Here is a 25086-nt window from a genome sequence, read left to right as displayed (position 1 = left end):
GAGGAAAATATGCAACAAGAGATAACATCAGGGGTTCGCTTTAATTTTGAAAAGCAAAATAAGTTCAAAAATGTGGCTATTTCAATTGATTTTGTTGAACCATTGGCTAATGATAATTTGGCTGAGCGGACAATGGTTGCTGAAATGATGGAAAATTACAGTAATAAATATAATTCAAAGCTAAAAGTCGCGCGAAAACTCGCAGAATTATATGGAGCACGTTTTGGAACTAATATTTTTAAAGTTGGAGATGTAGTTGTACTAAGAATTATAATTACATTTATTAATGAACATTTTTTGGAAACTAAAATTAATTTAGTGAATCAAATTTGTGACTTTTTACAAGAGATTATTTTTCATCCATATTTAATTAATGGAATTTATCCAGATGAATTGTTTAATTTACAACGTGACAATTTGGTCGATTACTTGAACAATCTTAGTGATAATAAAAAATATTATGCCGCTCGTCAAATTAAAAAAATGTATTTTGCTAATGACCCACAAAACGCCAAATTAATTTTTGGAGATGTTGATAAACTTGCAAATATCACCTCTAAACGCGTAGCTGAATATTATCATGAAATGATTACACATAATGAAGTGTATATTTCAGTACAAGGATCATTAGATGAGAGCCAAATTGCAACTATTCAAGACCATTTTAAATTTTCTCAACGAGCTAATTTAAAAGTTAAATTAAAAACTCGACCAGATCAACGCTCGGTAGTATACAAAACGGAATTGGCCCAACAAAAGCAATCACAATTAAATTTAATGTATCAATTTCCAGTTAGTCTTAAATCCATTGATTATTATGATGCTCTTGTGATGAATTCTTTATTGGGTGGATCTGCTTCTTCTTTAATGTTTTTAAATATTCGAGAAAAAGAAAGTTTAGCATATTATATTTCAAGTAGTTTTAATACGACGTTAGGTTATTTAATGATTCAAAGTGGAATTGATGGGAATCAAGCGGAAAAAGTTCAAGATATGATTAAATCCCAAATAAAAAGATTAATTGATGAAAATTATTCTGAAGGTTTGCTTGATAAAATTAAAACATCGCTAATTTCAAATTATTTAACTAACTTTGATAGTGAACGTAAATTGTTAAATAATCTTTTTATTAATGCCTTAGTTGATAATCAAACTACTAAAAATGATTGGATTGAAGGCATTCAATCCGTTAATAAAAGAAGTATTGCCTTAGTTGCAAAAAAGCTAGAGTTAAAGTCAGTATTTTTATTGAAAGGGGAAGATGATGAATAAAATTAATTATGAACAATTTAACGAATGTGTTTATCAAGAAACCCTTAGTAACGGATTAAAAGTGATTATTAATCCTAAACCTGATTTTAATTCAACCTATGCTAGTTTATCCGTTGATTTTGGCTCAATTAATACCGTGATTAGTAAAAATCAGGGAATAAAGCATTTACCGGCAGGAATTGCACATTTTATTGAGCACAAACTTTTTGATAAAAAAAATTATGATAGTAGTGATCGATTCGCTAAGTATGGGGCAGAAAATAATGCTTTTACTAGTTTTAATCAAACTAGTTATCTTTTTTCAGCAACGACAGATTTTGATGACAACTTTAAAACATTGTTGGATTTAGTAGAAAATCCATATTTTGACGAGCAAAAAATAATTAAAGAACAGGGAATTATAGGACAAGAAATAATGATGTATCAAGATGATCCTAGTTCTAGGATTTATTTTGATACAATTGCGAGTTTATATAGTGAATCACCGTTAAGCTTTGACATAGCGGGAAGTAAATCGTCAATTTTTAAAATCACACCAGAGGAACTTTATGATACTTATCATCAATATTATGTTCCTAATAATATGACGTTGGTTGTTGTGGGAAAAGTTGATGTTATTAAGATAATCTCTGAAGTAAAGGGACATTTTTTAAATTTAACCACTAATAATTCAATCGAAAATCTAAAAAAAATCGTAAACCAAGAAATTGAAAATTCTCTAGTTATTCCATATAAAAAAACAACGATGAAACTTTCAACCCCTAAAGTTGGTCTTGGAATTCGGGGACCACAAATCAATTTTTTTGGAAGAACATTTTCACGTTATGAACTATCGTTAGGCATGTTTTTGGAATTAATATTCTCAGAAGATTCTGATATATATCAACGATTATATGACAATCAAATTATTAATGATTCTTTTGGATTTGATTTTGATATTGAAGATGGGTATCAATTCTTGATTTTTGCTGAAGATACTAAAAAGACAGAAAAATTTTGTGATATTATTTTAGCTGAAATTAATGATTGTTTAGTTAATCCAAAAAAAATTGAATCACAATTTGAATTAATCAAAAATGAAGAAATTGGCGATCATTTTGCTTTGATGGATTCAATTCCAGGAATTGCTAATCAAATGGGAGATCGGTTGAACGATTTTACCAATGTATATGATGAAGTAGAAATCATTAAGAATTTATCTTTTAATGAAATCATTGATGCAGCAAAAAACTTTTTTGAAAATAGTCAGACCACTAGAAACGTGATTATTTAAGATAAACTAAATTTTTTATCGCTTTCATTGTGATATACTGACAATAATTAAATGAATTGGAGTTGAAAAAATGACAGAAGAAAATTTAAACCCAAAGATGAATATTGGGGAGAAACTAAAATCTGCCAGAGAAAAGGCTGGACTTTCAATTGATGAAGTTCAAAAAGACACTAAGATTCAAAAAAAATATTTAGTGGCAATTGAAAATGATGATTTTGAAGCCCTTCCTGGTAAATTTTATGTTAGAGCTTTTGTTAAAACCTTCGCTAACGCTGTTGGTTTAAACGGTGATAAATTTGTTGAGGATTACTTGCCAAATAATAATGTTACTGGTGAAGTTAAGTCTGATGCTAAGCCAGTTAAAGATCAAGCACTCACAGTTTCTCGGGTTGTTCGTCCAACACCAACAGAAACCAAAGCTAAAATGGACTTTCGTAAGTATTTACCACTAGGTGTGATTGCAGTAATTGTGGTTATCGTATTGGTCGTAGTAGGGTTTGCGGTTGTTAAAACCCATAATGATAGTAGTGATTCTGCACCAACAAACTCAAAAGTGACTGTTTCTAATGATGATGTAAAAAAGAAACCTGCAAAGAAAAAAGTAACAAAGAAAACTACCTTGAAAAAAGGTGAGACTAAGGTTGAACCAGTTAAAGATAGTACTTCTGACTTTACAGTACAGACAGGTGATGATACTTCAAAATTAGAATTGAGTGCTACTCGATTTACTACAGCTAGTGTTAAAATTAATGGAAACCAAGTTTGGACAGGTAGTTTAACTCCAACTGTTGGCCATTCTGTTGACATTCCTAAAGACACTAAAGAAGTAAATATTTCATTGAACAATGCGCCAATTTCTAGTGTTAAATTGAATAATAAAGCGGTTGTAATGTCTGCACCAGCACAAGGTCAAAGTGCTACTCAAAGACAAATGAATCTTAAATTTAACAACTAGTTTTGTTACAAAGTAACGATCTGTTGAAAAATGGGTCGTTTTTTCTTTAATAAAGAAAGGAACTTTAAAAATGAATTTACCAAATAAATTAACCATGTTTAGAATTTTCTTAATTCCAGTATTTTTGATATTATTGGCTGTTCCAATGGATTTAGGTAGCATTATGTTGGCAGGAACTTTGATTCCAATTGCTCAATTGTTAGCGGCATTTGTTTTTATTATTGCTTCTCTAACTGATTTTGCAGATGGTCAAATTGCACGTCGGCAACATTTAGTTACTAATTTTGGCAAATTCGCTGATCCCTTAGCAGATAAAATGCTTGTAATGACGGCTTTCATTATGTTAGTTGGTAGTGGAAATGAAAACGTTGCTGCATGGATTGCTGCAATTATTGTTTGTCGTGAACTTGCTGTAACTGGATTACGATTAATTATTGTTCAAAATGATGGAGAAGTAATTGCTGCTGCTTGGTCTGGTAAAGTAAAAACATTCTTTGAAATGATTACAATTATTATTTTATTATTGAACAATGTTTTCTTTGACAATATAGATATTCCTGCTGGCCAAATTTGCTTATATATTTCATTAATTGCTGCGGTTTATTCAGGAATTGAGTATTTTTATAAAAATCGGAAAGTATTTTCCGATTCATTTTAATTAGGGAGATATTGGGGGTATGAATGCAGAAATAATTACTGTTGGAACAGAAATTTTACTTGGTGAAATTGTTGATACTAGTTCACCATTTATTGCCAGAAGATTAGCTAATCTCGGAATTGATGTTTATTTTGAAGACACAGTTGGTGATAATTATGATCGTTTAGAGTCAACTATCAGTTTGGCCGAAAGTCGGAGTGATTTAGTTGTTTTAACCGGAGGACTTGGTCCAACGGAAGATGACATTACAAAAATATCTTTGGCACAACATTTAGGACTAGATTTAGAAATTGATAAAAAGGCATTAAAAAAAATTAATGATTTCTATGCAACATATGCTCTTGGAAAACCAAGTAATGCTGATATGATGGCTAAATACATTGAAGGCGCTGAAATCTTACCAAATGAAAAAGGTTTTGCTGTCGGAATGTTTTTAAAAACTGATGCATGTGATTATTTGGTATTACCAGGGCCACCAGTAGAAATGCAATATATGTTTACTAATTTTGCTATGCCAAAATTAGCTAAATTAACCAGCGGTAGTTCATTAATTGACTCACGCGTACTTCGTTTCTTTGGAATTGGCGAAACTGAATTAGAAAAGGATTTAAAAGAACTAATTGATAATCAAACTAATCCAACCCTTGCAACTTACGCTAAATGTAATGAAGTAACTCTTCGAATCACTGCTAGTGGAGAAACTAAGTCTGAGATTAAAGAATTAATTGACAACATGGAAAAGCGTGTCTTAGCGATTGTTGGTCAATATTTCTATGGTTACGGAGATAATAACTCCCTTGAAAAAGTTGTAGTTAATTTGTTAAAAAACAAAGAATTATCAATTACAGCTGCAGAATCATTAACAAGTGGAATGTTCCAAAGTCGGATTGGAAATGTTTCAGGAGCGTCTGAGGTATTCCCAGGTGGCTTCGTAACTTATTCTGCCGATGCTAAAGAACAATTATTGAATATTCCAACTGAGATAATTAAAAAATACGGGGTTGTTTCTTCTGAAACTGCCGAATATATGGCAAAGAATTCCAAAGATAAAATGAAAACTGATATTGGGGTTTCATTTACTGGGGTTGCTGGACCAGATAGTTTAGAAGGACATCCTGCTGGATTTTTCTGGGTTGGTTTAGCGTTACCAAATGGTCAGGTAATTACTAAAAGTGTTAACTTTGCAAAAGCGAGAAATGAAGTTCGTGATTATGCAACTAAGACAGGATTTAAATTAATATATGACAATTTAAAGTGATTTACAAAAAAGGATAACAAAAATGTTATCCTTTTTTGGTATACTTAGTTGACACTTAATTTTTTTAACATTAAACTTAAAAGGTGGTCGGTTTTTAAACTGACTTTAAATCAAGAATTAATTAAGTGGTACGGAGGAAAAATGATGGTTTTTGCTATTATTGGAAGCGCCGCTATCGCTATAATTGTTGGATTTTTAATTGGTCAAAATACTCATAAACGGGTAGTTGAAAAGAAATTAGATGCTGCTCACAAAAATGCTAATGATATTATTTCTGATGCAGAGAAGAAAGCAAAGAGTGCTTTAAAAGAGGCTATTTTAGAAGCTAAAGAAAAAGGTAATGCTTACCGTTCTCGTGTGGAAAAAGGTCTTAAAAAGCGTCGTGCTGATATTCAACGTCAAGAAGATCATCTATTAAAGCGTGAAGAATTATTAGATCGTAAAGATCGAGCATTTGAAAAGCGTGAGGATAATCTTAATCGTCAGGAAGAAAAAATTAGCAATGAGAAAAAAGTCTTGGTTAAGAAACAACAAGATGCAGATGCACTTATTGAAAAAAGGCAAGCAGAGGTTACTAAGGTTTCTTCCTTAACACAAGAAGAAGCTAGAGATTTAGTAATCGAAGAAACTAAAAAGGGTCTCGCTGATACAAGAGCTCAAATGATTAAACAAAATTACGAAGCAGCTAAAAAAGAATCTGTTCGTGATGCCAAAAATTTAATTGTTGAAGCTTTGCAACAAAGTTCAGCTGACATTGTTTCTGAGACTACTGTATCAGTTGTTACTCTTCCGAATGATGATATGAAAGGTAGAATCATTGGTCGTGAAGGTCGCAACATTAGAACGTTTGAAACACTTACAGGAATTGATTTAATTATCGATGATACTCCTAATGCGGTTGTTTTAAGTGGGTTTAACCCTGTTAGACGTGAAATTGCTAAAATGGCGCTTGAAAAGCTGATCAAAGATGGTCGTATTAATCCAGCTCGAATTGAAGAAATGATTGAGAAAAGTAAAAAAGAACTCAATCAATTGATTCAAGAAACTGGTGGAAATGTGATTTTTGATTTAGGAATTCATTCTATGAATCCTGATTTAGTTAAGTTAGTCGGACAATTAAAATATAAGCTTTCTTATGGGCAAAATGTTTTATCACGTTCAATTCAAGTTGCCAAGTTAGCTGGAGTTTTTGCAGCCGAATTAGGTGAAGATGTTACATTAGCAAAGCGCGCTGGATTATTACATGAAATTGGAAAAGCTTCTTCAAACGTAACGGATGAATCTTATGTAGATGCTGGAATTGATATCGCCAAAAAATATGGTGAAGATCCAGTTGTAATTGATTCAATTCGTTTAGGTGAACCTGGTAGTGAACCACATAGTATGGTTGCTGAACTAGTTGAAGTTGCTGATCGAATTTCGATTGCAAGACCGGGAGCCAAAAGTGACTCCCTTGAAAGTTTTGTTCATCGTTTGGAAAAACTGGAAGATATTAGTAACAGTTTTTCAGAAGTTGAAAAGAGTTATGCTGTTCAAGCTGGACGTGAAATTAGAGTAATTGTTCAACCAAATAAAATTTCTGATTCGCAAGCTATCGTTTTGGCACGAGAAATCAAAGATAAAATTGAGAATGAAATGGATCATCCTGGTCACGCAAAAGTGACGGTTGTTCGAGAAACACGTACAGTTGATTATGCAAAATAAAAAGACCCGTTGTGGTCTTTTTTTATTTTGCTTTTTTCCATGGTAAAATGGATATATATAAGTAAATTAGAATGGCGGAGAAAAAATGCAAATTTTGTTTGTTGGTGATGTAGTTGGCGAAATGGGAATGGGAATGGTAGATCAATATTTACCATTATTAAAAAAAGATTTAAAGCCCCAGCTAACAATTGTAAATGGTGAAAACGCAACTAAAGTCGGTCGTGGAATTAATGAAAAACTTTTTAAGCAAATTATGAAGGACGGAGCGGATGTGGTTACATTAGGTAATCATGCTTGGAATAACGCTGACATTTTTGATTTTATTGACGATACGAAAAAACTAATTCGACCACTAAATTATCCAGGTAAAGATGTACCTGGAAATGGTTATTGTGAATTAAACATTAATGGAGTTAAAGCGGCTGTGATTAATTTGCAAGGACGAATTTTCATGGAAGAAACCGATGATCCATTTGCAAAAATTGACGAATTGATTATGCATTTAAAAGCAGAAAAATTCACAGTTATTTTTGTTGATATGCATGCAGAAACCACAAGTGAAAAAAAAGCAATGGCAATGTATCTTGACGGGAGGGTTTCAGCTGTAGTTGGGACGCATACCCATGTGCAAACTAATGATGCACATATCTTAAAAAAAGGAACAGCATTTTTAACTGATGTTGGAATGACTGGCCCTGATGACGGTGTGATCGGAATGCAATATGAACCAGTCATCAATAAGTTTTTAACTTCTCGTCCTAATCGTTTTGAAGTAGAAACAAACGGTGACGGAATTTTATCAGCTTGTTTAATTGACGTTGATAAGAAAGATGGACATGCTAAAAAAATAAGACCAATTATGATTAGTCAATATCAACCATATCAAAGTTAACTTTAAGGAGGATTCGATGGCAAAAAAGAATACAGCCATGATGGAACAATATCAAAAAATCAAGGACCAATATCCCGATGCTTTTTTGTTTTATCGAATTGGCGATTTTTATGAATTATTTAATGAAGATGCAGTTAAGGGTGCACAACTTTTAGAGTTAACTTTAACCGCACGAAATCATAAGGCCGAAAATCCAATTCCAATGTGTGGGGTTCCACATAAAGCTGCACAAGGATATATTGATACTCTGGTTGACCGGGGATACAAAGTTGCAATTTGCGAACAAGTTGAAGACCCTAAGTTAGCTCAGGGGATGGTTAAACGAGAAGTTATTCAATTAGTAACTCCCGGTACCCAAACTGACAATAATTCGGAAACAGCTAAAGATAATAACTATTTAGCAAGTGTGGTTTATAGTGCCACACTTGATCAGTACGGATTTTCTTACATTGAACTTTCAACTGGTGAATTAAAGGTTACGTTATTGGATAGTGCGGATGCTGTTTTGAACGAAGTAATCAATCTTAGTTCAAAGGAAATTGTTGTTGATGATAGTATCAGTACTAACTTAATCGATAATTTCAAAAAATTAGGAATTTTAATTTCCCCACAAAATTCAGTTGATGAAGAAAACGGTAGTGAAATTATCACTAATATTGATAATGAATTACTCCGTTTATCATTGAATGTTCTCTTAAGTTATGTAGCAGAAACGCAGAAACGCAGTCTTTCTCATATTCAACCAGCTCGTCAATATCAACCTAATTCATATTTAAAAATTGATTATAATTCACAATATAATCTGGAATTATTGAAAAATATTCGTACGGGCAAAAAATCTGGAACTTTACTCTGGGTGGTGGATGATACCAAGACCGCAATGGGCGGACGTAAATTAAAACAATGGGTTGAACGGCCTTTGATTAAGCAAAAAGAGATTGAAGCTCGTCAAAGCTTGGTTGAAACTTTATTAGATAATTATTACGAAAGAAATGAATTACGTGAAGCCTTAATTAAGGTTTATGATTTGGAGAGATTGGCTGGAAGGATCTCATTGGGTGGGGTAAATGCACGCGATTTGATTCAGCTAAAATCATCATTAGATCAAATTCCTAAAATTAAACATGTTTTAAATCAATTGGACACTCCAGAATTTCAACAAATCTATGAAAGATTAGATGATGTTCATGATGTTTATCAGTTAATTGACGAAGCTATCGTAGAAGATGCACCAATCTCAGTAAAAGATGGTGGCATCATTAAACAGGGGTACAATGATCAACTTGATAAATATCGCGATGCAATGCAAAATGGGAAGAAATGGTTAGCTGATTTAGAAGCGAAAGAACGTCAATTAACTGGGATTTCTAATTTGAAAATTGGCTATAATCGAGTGTTTGGATACTTCATTGAAGTTACTAAAGGGAACATTGCAAAACTCGATGATTCTCGTTACAACCGAGTTCAAACATTAACTAATGCAGAACGTTTTTCAACCCCAGAATTAAAGGCCAAAGAATCTTTAATTTTAGAAGCCCAAGAAAAATCACGTAGTTTGGAATATGAAATTTTTGCTAAAATTCGAGAACAAATTAAGCAACAAATTCCCCGCGTGCAAAAACTAGCTAGTGGAATTTCTAGCATTGATGTCCTCCAAAGCTTTGCAACGATTAGTGAACGAGAACAATTTGTAAAGCCCAAGTTTAATCATGATAAGTTACTCAAGTTAATTAATGCTCGTCATCCAGTGGTTGAACAAGTGATGGGTTCACAAAAGTATGTGCCAAATGATGTTTTAATGGATGCAAAGACTAAAATTCTTTTAATTACTGGTCCCAATATGTCGGGGAAAAGTACTTATATGCGCCAACTCGCTTTAATTGTAATTTTGGCGCAAATGGGTTGTTTTGTTCCAGCTGAATCAGCTGTGATGCCAATTTTTGATCAAATTTTCACGCGAATTGGAGCAGCCGATGATTTAATTTCTGGTAAGAGTACTTTCATGGTAGAAATGAAAGAAGCTAACCAAGCTATTCAAAATGCGACAGAAAACAGTTTGATTTTATTTGATGAACTAGGTCGAGGAACCTCAACGTATGATGGGGTAGCGTTAGCGCAGGCCATTATTGAATATATACATGATAAAGTACATGCTAAGACCATGTTTTCGACCCATTATCATGAATTAACTGGGTTAAGTGATGAATTAAAACAACTAAAAAATGTACACGTAGGGGCTTCAGAAAAAGATGGTCACTTAGTTTTTCTTCATAAAGTTCTTGATGGGGCGGCCGATAAATCATATGGAATTAACGTGGCTCAATTAGCTGGACTTCCAACTGATTTATTGGCACGGGCCCAATCGGTGTTAGATCATTTTGAAAATAATGATGAAGAGACCGGAAGAAATGCTAATTTAGCAATCACTCCTGAATCAGTTTCAGTTGAAACAGAAGCTGCTGAAGAACAACAATTGGAACTATTCAAAGTTGAAACACAACCTGCAGAAAAAAGTAATTTAAGCAAAAAAGAAACTAAAATCATGAATGAAATCGAGAAAACTGATTTAATGAGTTTAAATCCAATGGAAGTTATGAATTTAGTTTATCAATGGAAACAAAAATTAAACGAAAAGTAAGGAGGAACTGAAATGGCGCAAATCCATCAATTATCAAATGTTTTATCTGATCAAATTTCAGCTGGTGAAGTAATTGAACGACCTGCTTCAGTAGTTAAGGAATTAGTTGAAAATTCAATTGATGCTGGTAGTAGTAGAATTGACGTTGAAATTACAGAAGCTGGTCTAAAACAAATCAAAATTACTGATAATGGGAGCGGAATTGCCCCAGATCAAGTTCAACTTGCTTTCAAACGATTTGCAACTAGTAAAATTAATAATCAAGCTGATTTATTTAAGATTCATTCTTTAGGGTTCCGTGGTGAAGCACTTCCTAGTATTGCTGCAATTTCAGATATCACGATGAAAACTTCTGATGGTGAACATGAGGGTAGTGAAATTCATATTCATGGTGGTAAATTAGTGCAACAAGGACCAGCGGAAATTCGACGAGGCTCTACAGTTGAAGTCAATGAGTTGTTTTTTAATACCCCCAATCGATTAAAATATTTAAAATCAACTGCTACGGAATTAAGTAAGATTACCGATATTGTTAATCGTTTGGCTTTGAGTCATCCAGAGGTAGCCTTATCGTTACAGCATAACGGACGAGAATTATTACGCACTTCTGGTCGAAATAATATGCAACAGGTAATTGCGGGAATTTATGGTAATCCTAGCATGAAAAAAATGATTTCAGTTGAAAATGAGAATAGTAAGTTTAAACTAACTGGATATACCAGTTTGCCTGAATTAACACGGGCCAGTCGTAAGTATATTTCAGTAATTATTAATGGTCGTTTTGTAAAAGACTATGCTTTGAATCATTCCATTATTGATGGATATGGTTCAAAATTGATGGTGGGACGTTATCCAGTTTCAGTGATTAGCGTCGAAATGGATCCTAGTCTAATTGATGTGAACGTGCATCCGACTAAGCAGGAAGTTAGATTGTTAGATAGTCGAGAATTAAGCGATTTTATTTCAAAGTCTATTTACGCTTCTTTAAGTCAACGAAATTTGATTCCTGATGCTTTGGATAATCAATCTTTAAAACGGGGACTTTCAGAACACAATACGATGGAAGTGGCGTTAAATTTTGATGAATTAGAAAAGCAAACTAATGACACTGAAACGTTAACGAGTTCAATTGAAATTGATCGCACTGTTGGTCAAATTTCATCAATTAATGCGAAAAAAGAAAAACTAAATGCCGAACCAGTAATGATTAAAACTAAGTCTGACCTAGTTAATTCTGATGTTGAAACATTCAAAAATTATTATTTAAATGAACGTCCCGAACTACCATTTGGTAACGCAGAACAACATGACGAAACAGAACGTTTCCCTCGGTTACGCTTTATTGGGCAAGTTCACGGAACTTATTTGATTGCCGAAAGTCATGATGGAATGTATATTGTTGATCAACATGCTGCTCAAGAACGGATTAATTACGAAAAGTTTCGTAAACAAGTTGGTGAGATTTCAACTGATGAACAGAATTTATTAGTTCCAATTGTACTTGATTATCCTGCAAGTGATGCGATGGCAATTAAAGGACGATTCGATTTGCTTGAGTCAGTGGGTATTAAACTTGAGCCGTTTGGCAACAATAGTTTTGTGATTCACCAACACCCGACTTGGTTTGAAAAAGGTCAAGAAGAAAAGACCATCAGAGAAATGATTGATTGGGTGCTTAAAAATAACAAACTTTCAACGGCTTCCTTTAGAGAGCAAGCAGCAATTATGACCAGCTGTAAGCAGGCTATAAAAGCCAATCATCATTTGGACCACAAACAGGCTCAGGCTCTTTTAGATAATTTGCATAAATGTGAAAATCCATTTAATTGTCCCCATGGTCGACCAGTGTTAATTCATTTTTCTCCCAGTGATTTACAAACGATGTTTAAGAGAATTCAAGACCCCCATGAATCAGATGGATGGGAATAAAAACGAAATGAGTGATGATTGATGTACGAATATTTATATGGAGAATTGACAGACATTTCAGACCGTTATATTGTCATTGATGTTAACGGAGTAGGATATTTAGTTAATGTAGCTAATCCTTATCACTTTGAAACAGACATTCATACTAAGAAAAAAATTTATGTCCATCAAAGTGTAACTGATTCATCAATGACCTTGTATGGTTTTGAAACTTTAGATGATAAACAGCTTTTTGAACAGCTTCTTAATGTTTCTGGAATTGGATCAAAGAGTGCGCTAGCTATTATGGCAGGTAATGACAATACTGGTTTAATTAATGCCATTAAGACCGAAAACGTTAGTTTCTTAGTTAAGTTTCCAGGAATCGGAAAGAAAACGGCTCAACAAATTATTTTGGATCTTAAAGATAAGATTGATAAGAATCTCCAATTAGATTTGAATATTCGTGAAAGTAACCCTATTGTCGGTCAAAATCCAAAACTTGACGATGCATTAAACGCCTTGGAAGCATTAGGCTTTACACATAAGAGTGTTGAAAAAATTCAGTCTAAATTAGCTGCTTTAGATGAAAGCACAACTACTGATCAATATATTAGTAATGGGTTGAAAATGTTAACTAAGTAAGGAGGTAAAATGTGGAAGATGATAGAATTGTGTCGCAGAGTACGGATCAAGATGACTCACTAGAACAATCTTTACGTCCGCAAACTTTTGCCCAATACATTGGTCAAGCTGAAATCAAACGTTCTTTAAACGTTTATATTAAAGCCGCTAAACAACGTGAAGAATCGCTAGACCATGTATTATTATATGGGCCTCCTGGTTTGGGAAAAACTACTTTAGCAATGGTAATTGCTAATGAAATGAATGTTAGTTTAAAAATTACCAGTGGTCCAGCAATCGAAAAAAGCGGCGATTTAGCCGCCTTATTAAACGAACTAGAACCGGGTGATATTTTATTTATTGATGAAATTCATCGTTTACCAAAAGTAGTTGAAGAAATGCTCTATTCAGCTATGGAAGATTTCTATATTGATATTGTAATCGGACAAGGACCAACTGCTCATCCTGTTCATTTTGCATTACCTCCATTTACCTTAATTGGAGCCACGACTCGTGCTGGGTTACTAGATGCTCCTTTCCGAAATCGATTTGGAATTGTGGAGCACATGAATTATTATAATCAAGCTGATTTGGAAAAAATTGTAAAACGTTCGGCTCAAATTTTTCATACTGAGATCAAGGATGAAGGTGCCCATGAGGTTGCTTTACGTTCACGAGGGACACCGCGAATTGCCAATCGTTTGTTAAAACGAGTGCGTGACTTTGCTCAAGTTTCGGGTAAAAGTGAAATTGATATTGAAAGTGTTGATCAAGCATTGACTGCTTTGGGAGTTGATAATCGTGGACTTGATCGAACAGATATTAAATTATTAGAAACAATGATTGAGTATTACCAAGGTGGACCAGTCGGGTTAAATACGCTAGCTGCTAATATTGGTGAGGAAACTGACACCATTGCGGAAATGTATGAGCCATATTTATTACAAAAAGGTTATTTAAAACGAACTGCACGTGGTCGGAAGGTAACCGAAAAAGGCTATCAACATTTAGGAATTCCATATCCAAATGAATAAGTTAGATTTATGGTGTTTATAAGTCAATTTTGGTAAAATATAAGTAGTAAGTTAATTGAGGTGAAATAATATGCAACAATATGGTTCAATTGTAATTTTAGTTGTTTTATTTGGTTTAATGTATTTCTTCATGATTAGACCACAAAAGAAACAACAACAAAAACATCAAGCAACTTTAAAATCTTTACAAAAAGGTGATCACGTTATTACAATCGGCCGTTTACACGGTGTGGTTAGCAACATTGATCGTGCTAAAGGTTTAGTTACCATTGATTGCGATGGAATTTATTTAGATTTTGATTTAAATGCCATTGCCAATGTAACTCGTCCTGAAGCTACAGTTGCCCCTAAAGCAGAAGCAAAACCAGCTGAAGCAACTGAAAAAACAGATGATGAAGCAAAATAAAAAGCCTCTTAAAGGGCTTTTTTTATTGGTTTATAAAGAACGTATGTTCTAAAGTGAGAGGAGGTATTCAGATGACTGAATGTTATATTCAAATTGATGCATCAAGAAAAATCATTCATGTTGATATGGATGCCTTTTTTGCTTCAATTGAACAACGTGAACATCCAGAATTTGTTACGCAACCATTAGTAATTGCTAAGGATCCGCGGACGACTGGTGGAAGAGGGGTAGTTACAACTGCCAATTATTTAGCGCGTCAGTATGGGATTCATTCTGCTATGCCAGCCAGTAAAGCACTAGACTTATGTCCCAAAGCCATTTTCAAAGCACCAGACTTTGAATTATTTAGAAGTGTTTCTGATCAAATTCATGATATTTTTCATGAATACACTGATAAGATTGAAACGGTTGCTTTAGATGAAGCCTATCTTGATGTAACTGAAAATAAAAAGAAAATTGATGATCCTATTTATTTAGCTCATTTAATCCAAAGTGAAATTTGGGAAAAAACACATTTAACGTGTTCGACCGGAATTTCTTATAGTAAATTTTTAGCAAAAGAGGCTTCTGATTATCGGAAACCAGCTGGAGTGACAGTAATTAGCGAAGATGATGCTCATGACTTTTTGATGCGCCTTAAAATTGAAAAGTACCGTGGTGTGGGAAAGAAAACAGTTGAAAAAATGAAAGCTTTAAACATTAATAACGGATTTGATTTGTATCAAAAATCAGAAATGTTTTTAATTAAAGAATTTGGTAAGTTTGGCTACATTTTGTATCGACGAGTTCGAGGATCCGACAATCGGAAAGTTGAATATCAGCGTGAACGCAAATCAATTGGAAAAGAACGTACTTATCCCCATGAATTAAATAGTATGGTGGACGTTGAACGAGAATTGAGTAAAATTGCTGACTTAGTAGTAAATTCCTTACAAAAGCACCAAAAACACGGAAAAACAGTGGTTTTAAAAGTTAGATATAGTGACTTTACAACGATTACTAAACGTATTACTGAAGCGGATTTTATCGAAAATGATGCTAAACTAATTTATAACGAAGTAATTGATATTTTCGAAGAACTTCCCGATCCATCTAAAGGGATTCGGTTGCTAGGAATTACGCTTACGAATCTGGCAAATTTAAGTTTTCAAAATATTAACTTACCTTTGTATCAAAAATAAGGTATACTTAACTATTAAGAGTTTTTATAGAAGGTAGATAATATGAATATTAAAGAACAAATTTTTGAAAAAATCAGTGAATACGATACGATAATCATTCATCGTCACCAACGTCCTGATCCTGATGCTGTAGGCTCACAAATGGGACTGGGTCACTTGATTAGAGCAACTTTTCCTAATAAAAAAGTTTATTGCGTAGGAAAACAATATAAAAGTTTTGCCTGGCTAGGAGAAACTGATGAAGTATCTGACGAAGATTACAAAGACGCTTTAGTGATTGTTTGTGATACTGCTAATCAACCCCGAGTTGATGATAATCGGTTTAATCAAGGTAAATACTTACTTAAAATTGACCATCATCCTAATGATGACGAATTTGGTAATTTGATGTGGGTTAATCCAGAAGCATCTAGTGTTTCTGAAATGATTTATGATCTTTATGCTGCTAACGCTTTAATGAAATTATCAGATGATGGTGCCCGTGATTTATATGCTGGAATTGTAGGGGACACAGGACGTTTTAAATATCCATCAACATCTAGTCATACTTTTAAAGTTGCTAGTGGCTTAACCAAATTTGATTTTTCACTCAATGAAATTGCGCAACGTGAAGATGAAATTGATGTTCCTTTAGCTCATTTAGCTGCTTATGTATATCAAAATCTTAAAATTTCAGAAAGCGGAGCTGCTTACATTATTTTAACTAATGAAATAGTTGAAAAGCTCAAACTAGGTGATGATAGTACTTCTTCAGTTGTTCCATTACCTGGTAACATTGGTTCGGTAGTTGATTGGGCAATCTTTGTTCAACAAAAAGAAGGAGATTACCGAATTCGACTTCGCTCCAAAGGTCCTTCAATTAATGAATTAGCAAAACAACACAATGGCGGAGGTCATGCTCTTGCTAGTGGTGCGGTAGCTAAAGATGAAAATGAAATAAAACAGGTTGTGGCCGAATTAGACCAGTTAACCAAAGAATATAACAAGAAAGGTAAAAATTAATGAGTGCATCTTTTAAGGATTATAATTTTAAGCCATTTATCAACGATGCGATTAATGACTTAGGATTTAAAAATCCAACACCAATTCAAGCTAAAGTAATTCCTACCATTCGTCATGGTAAAAGCGTAATTGGTAAATCAGCAACTGGGAGTGGTAAGACTCATGCTTTCTTACTACCTTTAATTAACCAGTTAGACGCAGATAATCCGAAAACACAAATCGTAATTACAACCCCAAGTCGGGAATTAGCTTATCAAATTTATGAAAATGTAAAACAAATTACCAGTTTCAGTTCAGAAACAATTCATATTGCCAATTATGTTGGTGGAACTGATAAAGAAAAACAAATTGAAAAATTAAAAAGAGAACAACCACAAATCGTAGTTGGAACTCCTGGTCGGATTTTAGATTTATCTAAAGCCGGTCATTTAGATATCAATACAGCTAACCAATTAGTAATTGATGAAGCCGATATGACTCTTGACCTTGGTTTTTTGGAAACCGTTGATAAAATTGCAGCGGCCATGGCAAAAGACATTCAAATGATGGTCTTTTCTGCTACGATTCCACCAAAATTAAAGCCATTTTTAAAAAAATACATGAAAAATCCAGTATTGGATGATATTCCAACGGAAACGGTCATCAATAAAGATGTTGACAACTGGTTAATCTCAACTAAGGGTCAAGATAAAAACGGTTTGATTTATAAATTATTGACCATGGGGAATCCATATTTGGCTTTGATATTTGCCAATACTCGTGAACGAGTAGATGAAATTGAAGAATATCTTCAAGGTCAGGGATTAAAAGTTGCCAAGATTCATGGTGGTATGCAACCCCGAGTTCGAAAACGTGTGATGAAGCAAATCCAAAATCTTGATTACCAGTTCGTTGTTGCATCTGATTTAGCAGCCCGTGGAATTGATATTGATGGGGTTTCTCATGTCATTAATGATGATATTCCTACTGATAATGAATACTTCGTTCATCGAGTTGGTCGGACTGGACGTAAAGGAATGAAGGGAATTGCCATTACTCTTTACGGTCCTGATGAAGATACCAAAGTGCTTGAATTAGAAAAAATGGGAATTAAATTTAAACCTAAAGAAATCAAAAATGGTGAAGTTGTTGATACTTATGATCGACGTCGTCGGGAAAAGTATAAAGGCCATCATGAAAAGCTTGATGGGTCAACGTTAGCCATGATTAACAAGAAAAAGAAAAATGTTAAGCCTGGGTATAAACGAAAAATCAAACGAGCAATTAAAAATAAAGATGACCAAAATCGTAAGATTGAATTACGTAGTCAAATTCGTTCACGTAAGAAACAAAAGAAACGTAGTTCAGAACGTTATCAATAATTGACACTCATATCTTTTATAGCTATAATTTTCAACAAGGACATACTAATAGAGGAGTTTGTGCAGCGATGATTGGATAGTGAGAGCAATCAAAAACAAATTTATTTAGTGCTACCTGATTTGAAATACGGTTCTCGCGTTATAGAGATTTATGAGAGGTAAACGATAAACATCGTTGCAAACAAAGTGGTACCGCGTGTAGACGTCTTTGTGTGCAATGGTGTTTTTTATTTAATTTTATTTATTGGAGGAAGTAAAATGAAACAGCTTAGTAGCGGTGAAATTAGACAAATGTTCCTCGAATTTTTCAAGGAAAAGGGACACACAATTGTACCTAGCGCTTCATTAGTGCCACATGATGATCCAACGTTACTTTGGATTAATTCAGGGGTTGCCACGATGAAAAAATATTTTGATGGATCAGTGGTTCCAGATAATCCGAGAATGACTAGTTCCCAAAAGAGTATCCGAACTAATGATATTGAAAACGTTGGTCGGACCGCTCGTCATCAAACTTTATTCGAAATGCTCGGTAATTTTTCCGTTGGTGATTATTTTAAGGCTGAAGTTATTCCTTGGGCATTAGAATTATTAACTAGTCCAGATTGGTTTGGCTGGGATAAAAATAAGCTCTACATGACTTATTATCCAGAAGACAAGGCTACTAAAGAACTTTGGGAAAAAGCCGGAGTTGCACCCGATCATTTAATTCCTGTGGAAGATAACTTTTGGGATATTGGTCAAGGACCTTCAGGACCAGATTCAGAAATTTTCTATGATCGTGGTGAAAAATACGATTATTTGGCTCCTGATGATCCAGAAAACTATCCTGGTGGGGAAAATGAACGTTATCTTGAAGTTTGGAACATTGTGTTTTCACAATTTAACCATACGGCAGAAGGTACATATGAACCCCTTCCTAGAAAAAACATTGATACGGGGATGGGACTTGAACGAGTAGTTTCTGTTTTCCAAGATGCACCAACGAACTTTGAAACTGATTTGTTCATGCCTTTGATTGAAAAAACGCAATCATTTAGTGACCATAAAAAATATGGTGATAATGCGGATGATGATGTTGCCTTTAAGGTAATTGCAGACCACATTCGGGCCATTACATTTGCCATTGGCGATGGCGCACTTCCTTCAAATGAAGGTCGTGGATACGTTATTCGTCGTTTACTTCGTCGTGCCACAGTTAATGGACATCAATTAGGAATTGATGGAGCTTTTCTTTACAAACTAGTTCCTGTAGTTGGTGAAATTATGAAATCCCATTATCCTAAGGTCTTAGAACAAAGTGAATATATTCAAAAGATTGTTAAAAGTGAAGAAGATCGTTTTAATGCAACCTTAAATGATGGAATTGCTTTATTAAATGAAGTGACTGCTGATACTAAGCAAGCAGGTAAAACGGAAATTTCAGGTAAAGCAGCCTTCAAACTATATGATACTTACGGTTTCCCATTAGAATTAACCGAAGAATATGCTAGTGATCGTGGTCTTAAAGTTGATGCTGAAGCTTTCGATGCTGAAATGGAAGATCAACGAAATCGGGCTCGTAACGCTCGGAGTAAGAAAGGTTCAATGAAAGTTCAACGTGATCTTTTAATTGAAATCAAAACTCCAAGCGAATATGTTGGTTACACTGATTTAACGGTTGATGATGCTGAATTAAACGATATTATTTTTGACGAAAAACTGGTTAAATCAGTTGATAAAAGCAACGGCGAAGCTGAATTAATTTTTGATAAAACACCTTTCTATGCTGAAATGGGTGGTCAAGTTGCTGATACTGGTAACATTTATAACCAAAATGGCGATTTAGTTGCTACTGTTGAAGATGTGCAACATGCTCCAAATGGTCAAAACTTGCACACGGTTAAGGTGCTTGGGGAATTAAAACAAGGTGCTCATTACAAATTAGTTGTTGATCGCCAATTCCATGCTGGTGTTGAACGTAATCATACCGCTACTCACTTGTTAGACCAAGCTTTGCGGAATGTTTTAGGCGGTCATACTGAACAAGCTGGTTCGTTAGTTAAACCAGGTTATTTACGTTTTGACTTTACCCATTTTGGTTCTGTAACTAAGGAAGATTTGAAGAAAGTCGAAGACTTAGTTAACAAAAAAATCTTTGAAGCTATTCCTGTTGAAACTGTAGTTACTGATAAAGAAACTGGGAAAAAGATGGGTGCGATTGCCTTATTTGATGATAAGTATGGCGATCAAGTTCGGGTTGTTAAAGCCGGTGATTTTTCCGTTGAATTCTGTGGTGGTGACCACGTAAAGAATACTAGCCAACTAGGATTGTTCAAGATTACTTCAGAAACTGGAGTTGGTGCTGGAATTCGTCGAATTGAAGCAGTTACAGCAAAACCAGCTTTTGACTACCTAAATGATGAAGAACGTCTTTTAAATAAAGTTACTCAAACAGTTAAAGCAGCTAATAATGCTGCCACTCCTGCAAGAGTTAAAGAGATGCTTAAACAAATTAAAAATCTTGAAAGTAAACAAGAATCGCTTGAAACTAAACTTGCTAATCAAGAAGCAAGCGATATGTTTAATCATCCAGAAACCATCAATGGAGTTTCAATTGTCACTGGCAAGCTAAAGAGTGGTAACATGAATCAACTTCGTGAATTGGCTGATACTTGGCGTGATAAAAAATATTCAAACATTTTGGTTCTGGGAACAGGAACTGATGGCAAAGCTAACTTATTAGTTGCTGTTGATGAAGCAAATGTTAAAGCTGGAATTAAAGCTGGTGACATCGTTAAAGCCATTTCAAGTAACATTCAAGGTGGTGGAGGCGGTAGACCCAATCTTGCCCAAGCTGGTGGAAAGAATCCAGCTGGAATTGATGATGCCTTGCAAGCAGCAAAAGAATGGTTGAACAACAAATAATTAAAAAATAACTGTAGTTCTAAACATAAAGATTGGATAAAATATGAGAATAATGGGATTAGATGTCGGTTCAAGAACGGTTGGAGTTGCAATTAGTGATGCTCTTGGTTGGACTGCACAAGGAATTGAAATTGTTCGAATTAATGAAGATGAAAAAGAGTTCGGACTAGATCGAATTGGAGAATTAATTAAGGAATACGATGTTCAGAGAGTAGTTATTGGTTTACCTAAAAATATGAATAATACTGAGGGTCCTAGAGTTAAGGCTTCAAAACGATATGGTAAAATGGTTAAAGCTTTCTTTCATTTACCAGTCGAGTTTCAAGACGAACGTTTAACGACGGTCGAAGCAGAACGAATGTTAATTGAAAAAGCCGATGTGTCAAGGACCAAACGAAAAAAGGTAATTGATAAAGTGGCAGCAGAATTAATTTTGCAAGGCTATTTAGATAAAAATATGCAATAAAAAGGAGGACTAAAATGAATAATGAACCAGAACAAATTACTTTAATTGACGAAAATGGTGATGAAATTCTTTATAATGAATTATTTACCTTTGAATCAAAAGATTATGATCGTTCATATATTTTAATGTATCCAGCTTCTGAAGAAGGAAACGAAGACATTAATATTGAAGCATATGCATTACCAAAGGGAACTGATCCTACTTCACCAGAAGATGGCGATTTAGAGCCAATCGAAGATGATGCAGAATGGGAAATGGTACAAGAAACTTTGAACACATTTCTAGCTCCAGAAGATGATAATTAAGAATCATTAAAACGAAAAGGTATCAGCAGTTATGTTGATACCTTTTTTGTATATTCATGATAAAATTAAATTATTACTGGAGGGACTTAGATTGGATAACAAAAAGAGATTTAAAGCTAAAATTGGGAATAAAGATTTTACTTTGATAGGAACTTCTTCCAAAGAACACATGACAGCAGTCACCAAAATTTTAAATGATGAACTTAATAAAATTAAGGGACAAGTTAGTCGAATTAGCGATGAAGATGCTGCAATTTTATTAGCGTTTAATGCGATTTCTGATCAGTTAGATAAACAACTAGAACTTGATGAATTAAGAAAAAAGGTATCTGAAAAATGATTTTATCAATTATTATTTTAATTTTAGGAATTTTTGCTTTAGTTAGCGGATATCATCGTGGCTTTGTAAATGAATTCTTACGTTTAATTGGATTAATTTTTGCTTTAATTATTGCAAGTGATTTAGCCGATGTAGTTGCAACTTGGTTAAGGACCTTTTTTAATTTATTTGTGGTTAACAAGGTGTATTCAAATCACGGAATGTGGCATGGAATTGGTTTTATAATTGTTTTTAGTATTGTTTTAATGATGGTTAGATTATTTACCCGATTTTTGGATCGAATTGTTTCCTTACCCATTCTTCGTCAATTAAATGCACTTTTAGGTGCAATGATTAGTTTAATAATTTGTTTATTAGTAATTACAATTGTTATCGATGTTGCTTTACTATTTAAGCTCAACTGGATTACCTTTGCATATCAAGATTCAACTGTTGCACAATTATTAGTCAATGGCCTGGGTCAAATTTTTACTTTTTAGAATAGGTGGTTAAATGAATCAAAAAGTACTAGATACTTTAGAATATAAGCAAATTAAGCAAAAAATCGGTGATTATTTAGCGACCGAGAATGGTAAAAAAGAGTTAAAACAATTGCTTCCTAGTAGTGAAGCAGAGACTGTTAACGGATGGCTTGATGAAACTGATGACGGGGCTCATATTTATCGATTAAATCACACAATTCCCATTCCTAAACTAGTTGATATTACACCATCAATTAAACGATTAGAAATTGGAGCAAATTTAAATGGTAAAGAACTTGCTCAAGTGAGTGCTGTTTTAAATGCTATTTTAGTGATTAATCGTTTCTTTGAAAATCTAGAAACTGAAAAAGTTGAACTTCATGTTCTTTATGAAGAAGTCAAAACTTTTAGCAATCTTCCGGAAATTACCGTTCAATTAAAAAAATCAATTGATGATTCGGGAAAAATTTTAGATTCTGCTTCTGGGACTTTGAGTTCAATTCGTCGTCAAATTAGCCGATTAGAGGGCAATATCAAGAGTAAAATGGAAAGTTTTACTCATGGAAAGCAATCTAAATATTTAAGCGACCCAATTATTACAATTCGTGATGATCGATATGTTATTCCTGTAAAAGCGGAATACAAACAAAAAATTGGTGGAATTGTGCATGACCAAAGTACTTCAGGTCAAACAATTTATCTGGAACCCGCAAGTGTAGTAGGTTTAAATAATGATTTACGGCGGGAACAAATTAACGAACGTGAAGAAGAGAAACGTATTTTAGCGCAACTCTCAGACTTAATTCGTCCCTATCAAATGGAGTTACTTTCAAATGCCAAACAGTTAGGTCACTTTGATTTAATTAATGCCAAAGCTCGGTATGCTGCCAGTATGAAAGCTACTCGTCCTGAAATTTCAGCTGATAATCAAGTTAATTTAAAAAATGCTCGTCATCCACTCATTAATCAAGAAAAAGTTGTTGGTAATGACATTAAATTGGGATTTGATTACCGGCAAATTATTATTACTGGCCCTAACACTGGTGGTAAAACAATTACCATGAAAACCTTAGGACTACTTCAACTAATGGCGCAATCGGGTTTATTTATTACTGCTGATGAAGGTAGTCAAGCTGGACTTTATGATGAAGTTTTTGCTGATATTGGTGATGATCAATCGATTGAACAAAACTTGAGTACTTTTTCATCACATATTGATAATATTATTAGCATCTTAAAACGGATGACAAACCGAAGCTTAGTTCTAATTGATGAATTAGGAGCAGGAACTGATCCTCGAGAAGGGGCAGCATTGGCCATGTCAATTTTGGATGCCATTAGTCAATCTGATGCTGAAGTTTTGTCTACTACTCATTATCCGGAATTAAAAGTTTATGGATATAATCGCCCTGAAACCATTAACGCTTCGATGGAATTTGATGAAAAAACGTTGAGTCCAACTTATCGTTTGATGATTGGAATTCCGGGACAAAGTAATGCACTTAGTATTGCTGGTCGTTTAGGTTTAAATGAGTCTATTATTATGGAAGCTGAATCATTGGTTGACGAAGATAGTCAAGATATTAATTCAATGATAAAAAAATTGACTCAGCAAACTAAAGCAGCGGATGATCGAGCACGGAAGTTAGAAGTTGAACTGAAAAAAGTTACTGAACTTCATCAAGAATTAACTGAAAAATTTAATCAATTTACTGAACGTCGTGATGCTATGATTAATAAGGCTAAACGGGATGCTAATCAAATTGTTTCTAGAACAAAAAGACAAGCAAACGAGATTATTGATGATTTACACAAACGACAAAAAAATGCTGCGATTGATGTGAAAGAAAATGAATTAATCGAACAAAAAGGTAAAATTAATGCATTGGAACAACATACTGAATTGAAGAATAACAAGGTGTTGAAACGTTCAAAAGCCAAGAAATCCTTTAAAGTTGGTGACGATGTTCTAGTTAAAACATATGGCCAACGTGGGGTATTGCTTAAAAAGATTGGAAATCACAGTTGGGAAGTCGAGCTTGGCATCTTAAAAATGAAAGTCGATGAGACTGACATGGATAGGGTCAAAGAAGAAAAGCCAAAACATCGAGCTCAAACTGTAGTTCATCGAACTCGTTCTTCATCGACATCGCCTACCCTTGATCTACGTGGAGTTCGCTATGATGATGCAATGCAACGCTTAGATCGCTACATTGACTCTGCACTATTAGCAGGTTATCCATCGGTTACGATTATTCACGGAAAAGGGACTGGTGCCTTACGTAAAGGTGTGATTAATTATTTGCGTGGAAATCGTCAAGTAAAAGAGTTTGGTTTTTCTCCTGCTAATTCTGGTGGAGATGGTTCGACCGTTGTTAAGTTTAAGTAGATTATAATCAATCTAGTTGAACTAGAAACTGTTAGATAGTATACTTACAACA

21 protein-coding genes are annotated in these 25086 nt (G+C 34.1%); all 21 read left to right on the top strand.

Annotation, left to right across the window (positions count from 1 at the left end; translation table 11 throughout):
* Positions 1-9: 9 nt before the first annotated feature.
* The 21 genes from yfmF (at position 10) to FD36_RS00125 (ending at position 25034) form a co-directional block, all read left to right on the top strand.
* Positions 10-1272: an EF-P 5-aminopentanol modification-associated protein YfmF gene (gene yfmF / locus FD36_RS00225; RefSeq protein ID WP_056957475.1), complete on the top strand. Its 1263-nt coding sequence runs from the start codon at positions 10-12 to the stop codon at positions 1270-1272.
* Positions 1265-2545 carry an EF-P 5-aminopentanol modification-associated protein YfmH gene (gene yfmH, locus FD36_RS00220; protein WP_056957474.1) on the top strand — a complete coding sequence of 427 codons (1281 nt, stop codon included), beginning with the start codon at positions 1265-1267 and terminating at the stop codon, positions 2543-2545. Before yfmF ends, yfmH begins: the two co-directional genes overlap by 8 nt.
* 70 nt (positions 2546-2615) lie before the next feature.
* Positions 2616-3500 carry a helix-turn-helix domain-containing protein gene (locus FD36_RS00215; protein ID WP_056957473.1) on the top strand — a complete coding sequence of 295 codons (885 nt, stop codon included), beginning with the start codon at positions 2616-2618 and terminating at the stop codon, positions 3498-3500.
* Positions 3501-3570: 70 nt separating this feature from the next.
* Entirely contained in the window at positions 3571-4158 is a 588-nt protein-coding gene (gene pgsA / locus FD36_RS00210) for a CDP-diacylglycerol--glycerol-3-phosphate 3-phosphatidyltransferase (RefSeq protein WP_041817852.1), read from the top strand.
* Between the two features lie 19 nt (positions 4159-4177).
* Positions 4178-5416 (top strand): competence/damage-inducible protein A, encoded by a 1239-nt coding sequence (locus tag FD36_RS00205; RefSeq protein WP_056957472.1) that lies wholly within the window; start codon positions 4178-4180, stop codon positions 5414-5416.
* Between the two features lie 144 nt (positions 5417-5560).
* A complete protein-coding gene (gene rny / locus FD36_RS00200; protein ID WP_056957471.1) occupies positions 5561-7120 on the top strand; it encodes a ribonuclease Y in 1560 nt (519 codons plus the stop codon).
* 85 nt (positions 7121-7205) lie between these two features.
* Entirely contained in the window at positions 7206-8012 is an 807-nt protein-coding gene (locus tag FD36_RS00195) for a TIGR00282 family metallophosphoesterase (RefSeq protein ID WP_056957470.1), read from the top strand.
* Between the two features lie 16 nt (positions 8013-8028).
* Positions 8029-10650 (top strand): DNA mismatch repair protein MutS, encoded by a 2622-nt coding sequence (mutS, locus tag FD36_RS00190; protein WP_056957469.1) that lies wholly within the window; start codon positions 8029-8031, stop codon positions 10648-10650.
* Between the two features lie 12 nt (positions 10651-10662).
* Entirely contained in the window at positions 10663-12579 is a 1917-nt protein-coding gene (gene mutL / locus FD36_RS00185; protein ID WP_056957468.1) for a DNA mismatch repair endonuclease MutL, read from the top strand.
* A gap of 21 nt (positions 12580-12600) precedes the next feature.
* Positions 12601-13203, top strand: a complete 603-nt coding sequence (gene ruvA, locus FD36_RS00180; protein WP_014082165.1) for a Holliday junction branch migration protein RuvA — start codon at positions 12601-12603, stop codon at positions 13201-13203.
* An 11-nt stretch (positions 13204-13214) separates the two neighbouring features.
* Positions 13215-14216: a Holliday junction branch migration DNA helicase RuvB gene (gene ruvB / locus FD36_RS00175; protein WP_056957467.1), complete on the top strand. Its 1002-nt coding sequence runs from the start codon at positions 13215-13217 to the stop codon at positions 14214-14216.
* 70 nt (positions 14217-14286) lie between these two features.
* Positions 14287-14622: a preprotein translocase subunit YajC gene (gene yajC / locus FD36_RS00170; protein ID WP_056957466.1), complete on the top strand. Its 336-nt coding sequence runs from the start codon at positions 14287-14289 to the stop codon at positions 14620-14622.
* Positions 14623-14693: 71 nt separating this feature from the next.
* Positions 14694-15803, top strand: coding sequence for a DNA polymerase IV (gene dinB / locus FD36_RS00165; RefSeq protein ID WP_041817850.1), 1110 nt, complete (start codon positions 14694-14696; stop codon positions 15801-15803).
* A 42-nt stretch (positions 15804-15845) separates the two neighbouring features.
* A complete protein-coding gene (locus FD36_RS00160) occupies positions 15846-16805 on the top strand; it encodes a DHH family phosphoesterase (protein ID WP_056957465.1) in 960 nt (319 codons plus the stop codon).
* Positions 16805-18166, top strand: a complete 1362-nt coding sequence (locus FD36_RS00155; RefSeq protein ID WP_056957464.1) for a DEAD/DEAH box helicase — start codon at positions 16805-16807, stop codon at positions 18164-18166. The genes FD36_RS00160 and FD36_RS00155 overlap by 1 nt, the downstream gene beginning before the upstream one ends.
* 258 nt (positions 18167-18424) lie before the next feature.
* Entirely contained in the window at positions 18425-21073 is a 2649-nt protein-coding gene (gene alaS / locus FD36_RS00150; RefSeq protein WP_056957463.1) for an alanine--tRNA ligase, read from the top strand.
* A gap of 43 nt (positions 21074-21116) precedes the next feature.
* Positions 21117-21539: a Holliday junction resolvase RuvX gene (gene ruvX / locus FD36_RS00145; protein ID WP_041817848.1), complete on the top strand. Its 423-nt coding sequence runs from the start codon at positions 21117-21119 to the stop codon at positions 21537-21539.
* A 14-nt stretch (positions 21540-21553) separates the two neighbouring features.
* A complete protein-coding gene (locus FD36_RS00140; protein WP_056957462.1) occupies positions 21554-21844 on the top strand; it encodes a DUF1292 domain-containing protein in 291 nt (96 codons plus the stop codon).
* A gap of 91 nt (positions 21845-21935) precedes the next feature.
* Positions 21936-22184 (top strand): cell division protein ZapA, encoded by a 249-nt coding sequence (locus FD36_RS00135; protein WP_056957461.1) that lies wholly within the window; start codon positions 21936-21938, stop codon positions 22182-22184.
* Entirely contained in the window at positions 22181-22663 is a 483-nt protein-coding gene (locus FD36_RS00130; RefSeq protein WP_056957460.1) for a CvpA family protein, read from the top strand. The genes FD36_RS00135 and FD36_RS00130 overlap by 4 nt, the downstream gene beginning before the upstream one ends.
* 13 nt (positions 22664-22676) lie before the next feature.
* Positions 22677-25034 carry an endonuclease MutS2 gene (locus FD36_RS00125; protein ID WP_056957459.1) on the top strand — a complete coding sequence of 786 codons (2358 nt, stop codon included), beginning with the start codon at positions 22677-22679 and terminating at the stop codon, positions 25032-25034.
* Positions 25035-25086: the final 52 nt, after the last annotated feature.

Origin of the sequence: Fructilactobacillus sanfranciscensis DSM 20451, assembly GCF_001436035.1 — a bacterium.
Taxonomy (GTDB): domain Bacteria; phylum Bacillota; class Bacilli; order Lactobacillales; family Lactobacillaceae; genus Fructilactobacillus; species Fructilactobacillus sanfranciscensis.
The sequence above is the reverse complement of the archived record's forward strand: the minus strand, read 5'-3'. Positions and strand labels throughout refer to the sequence as shown.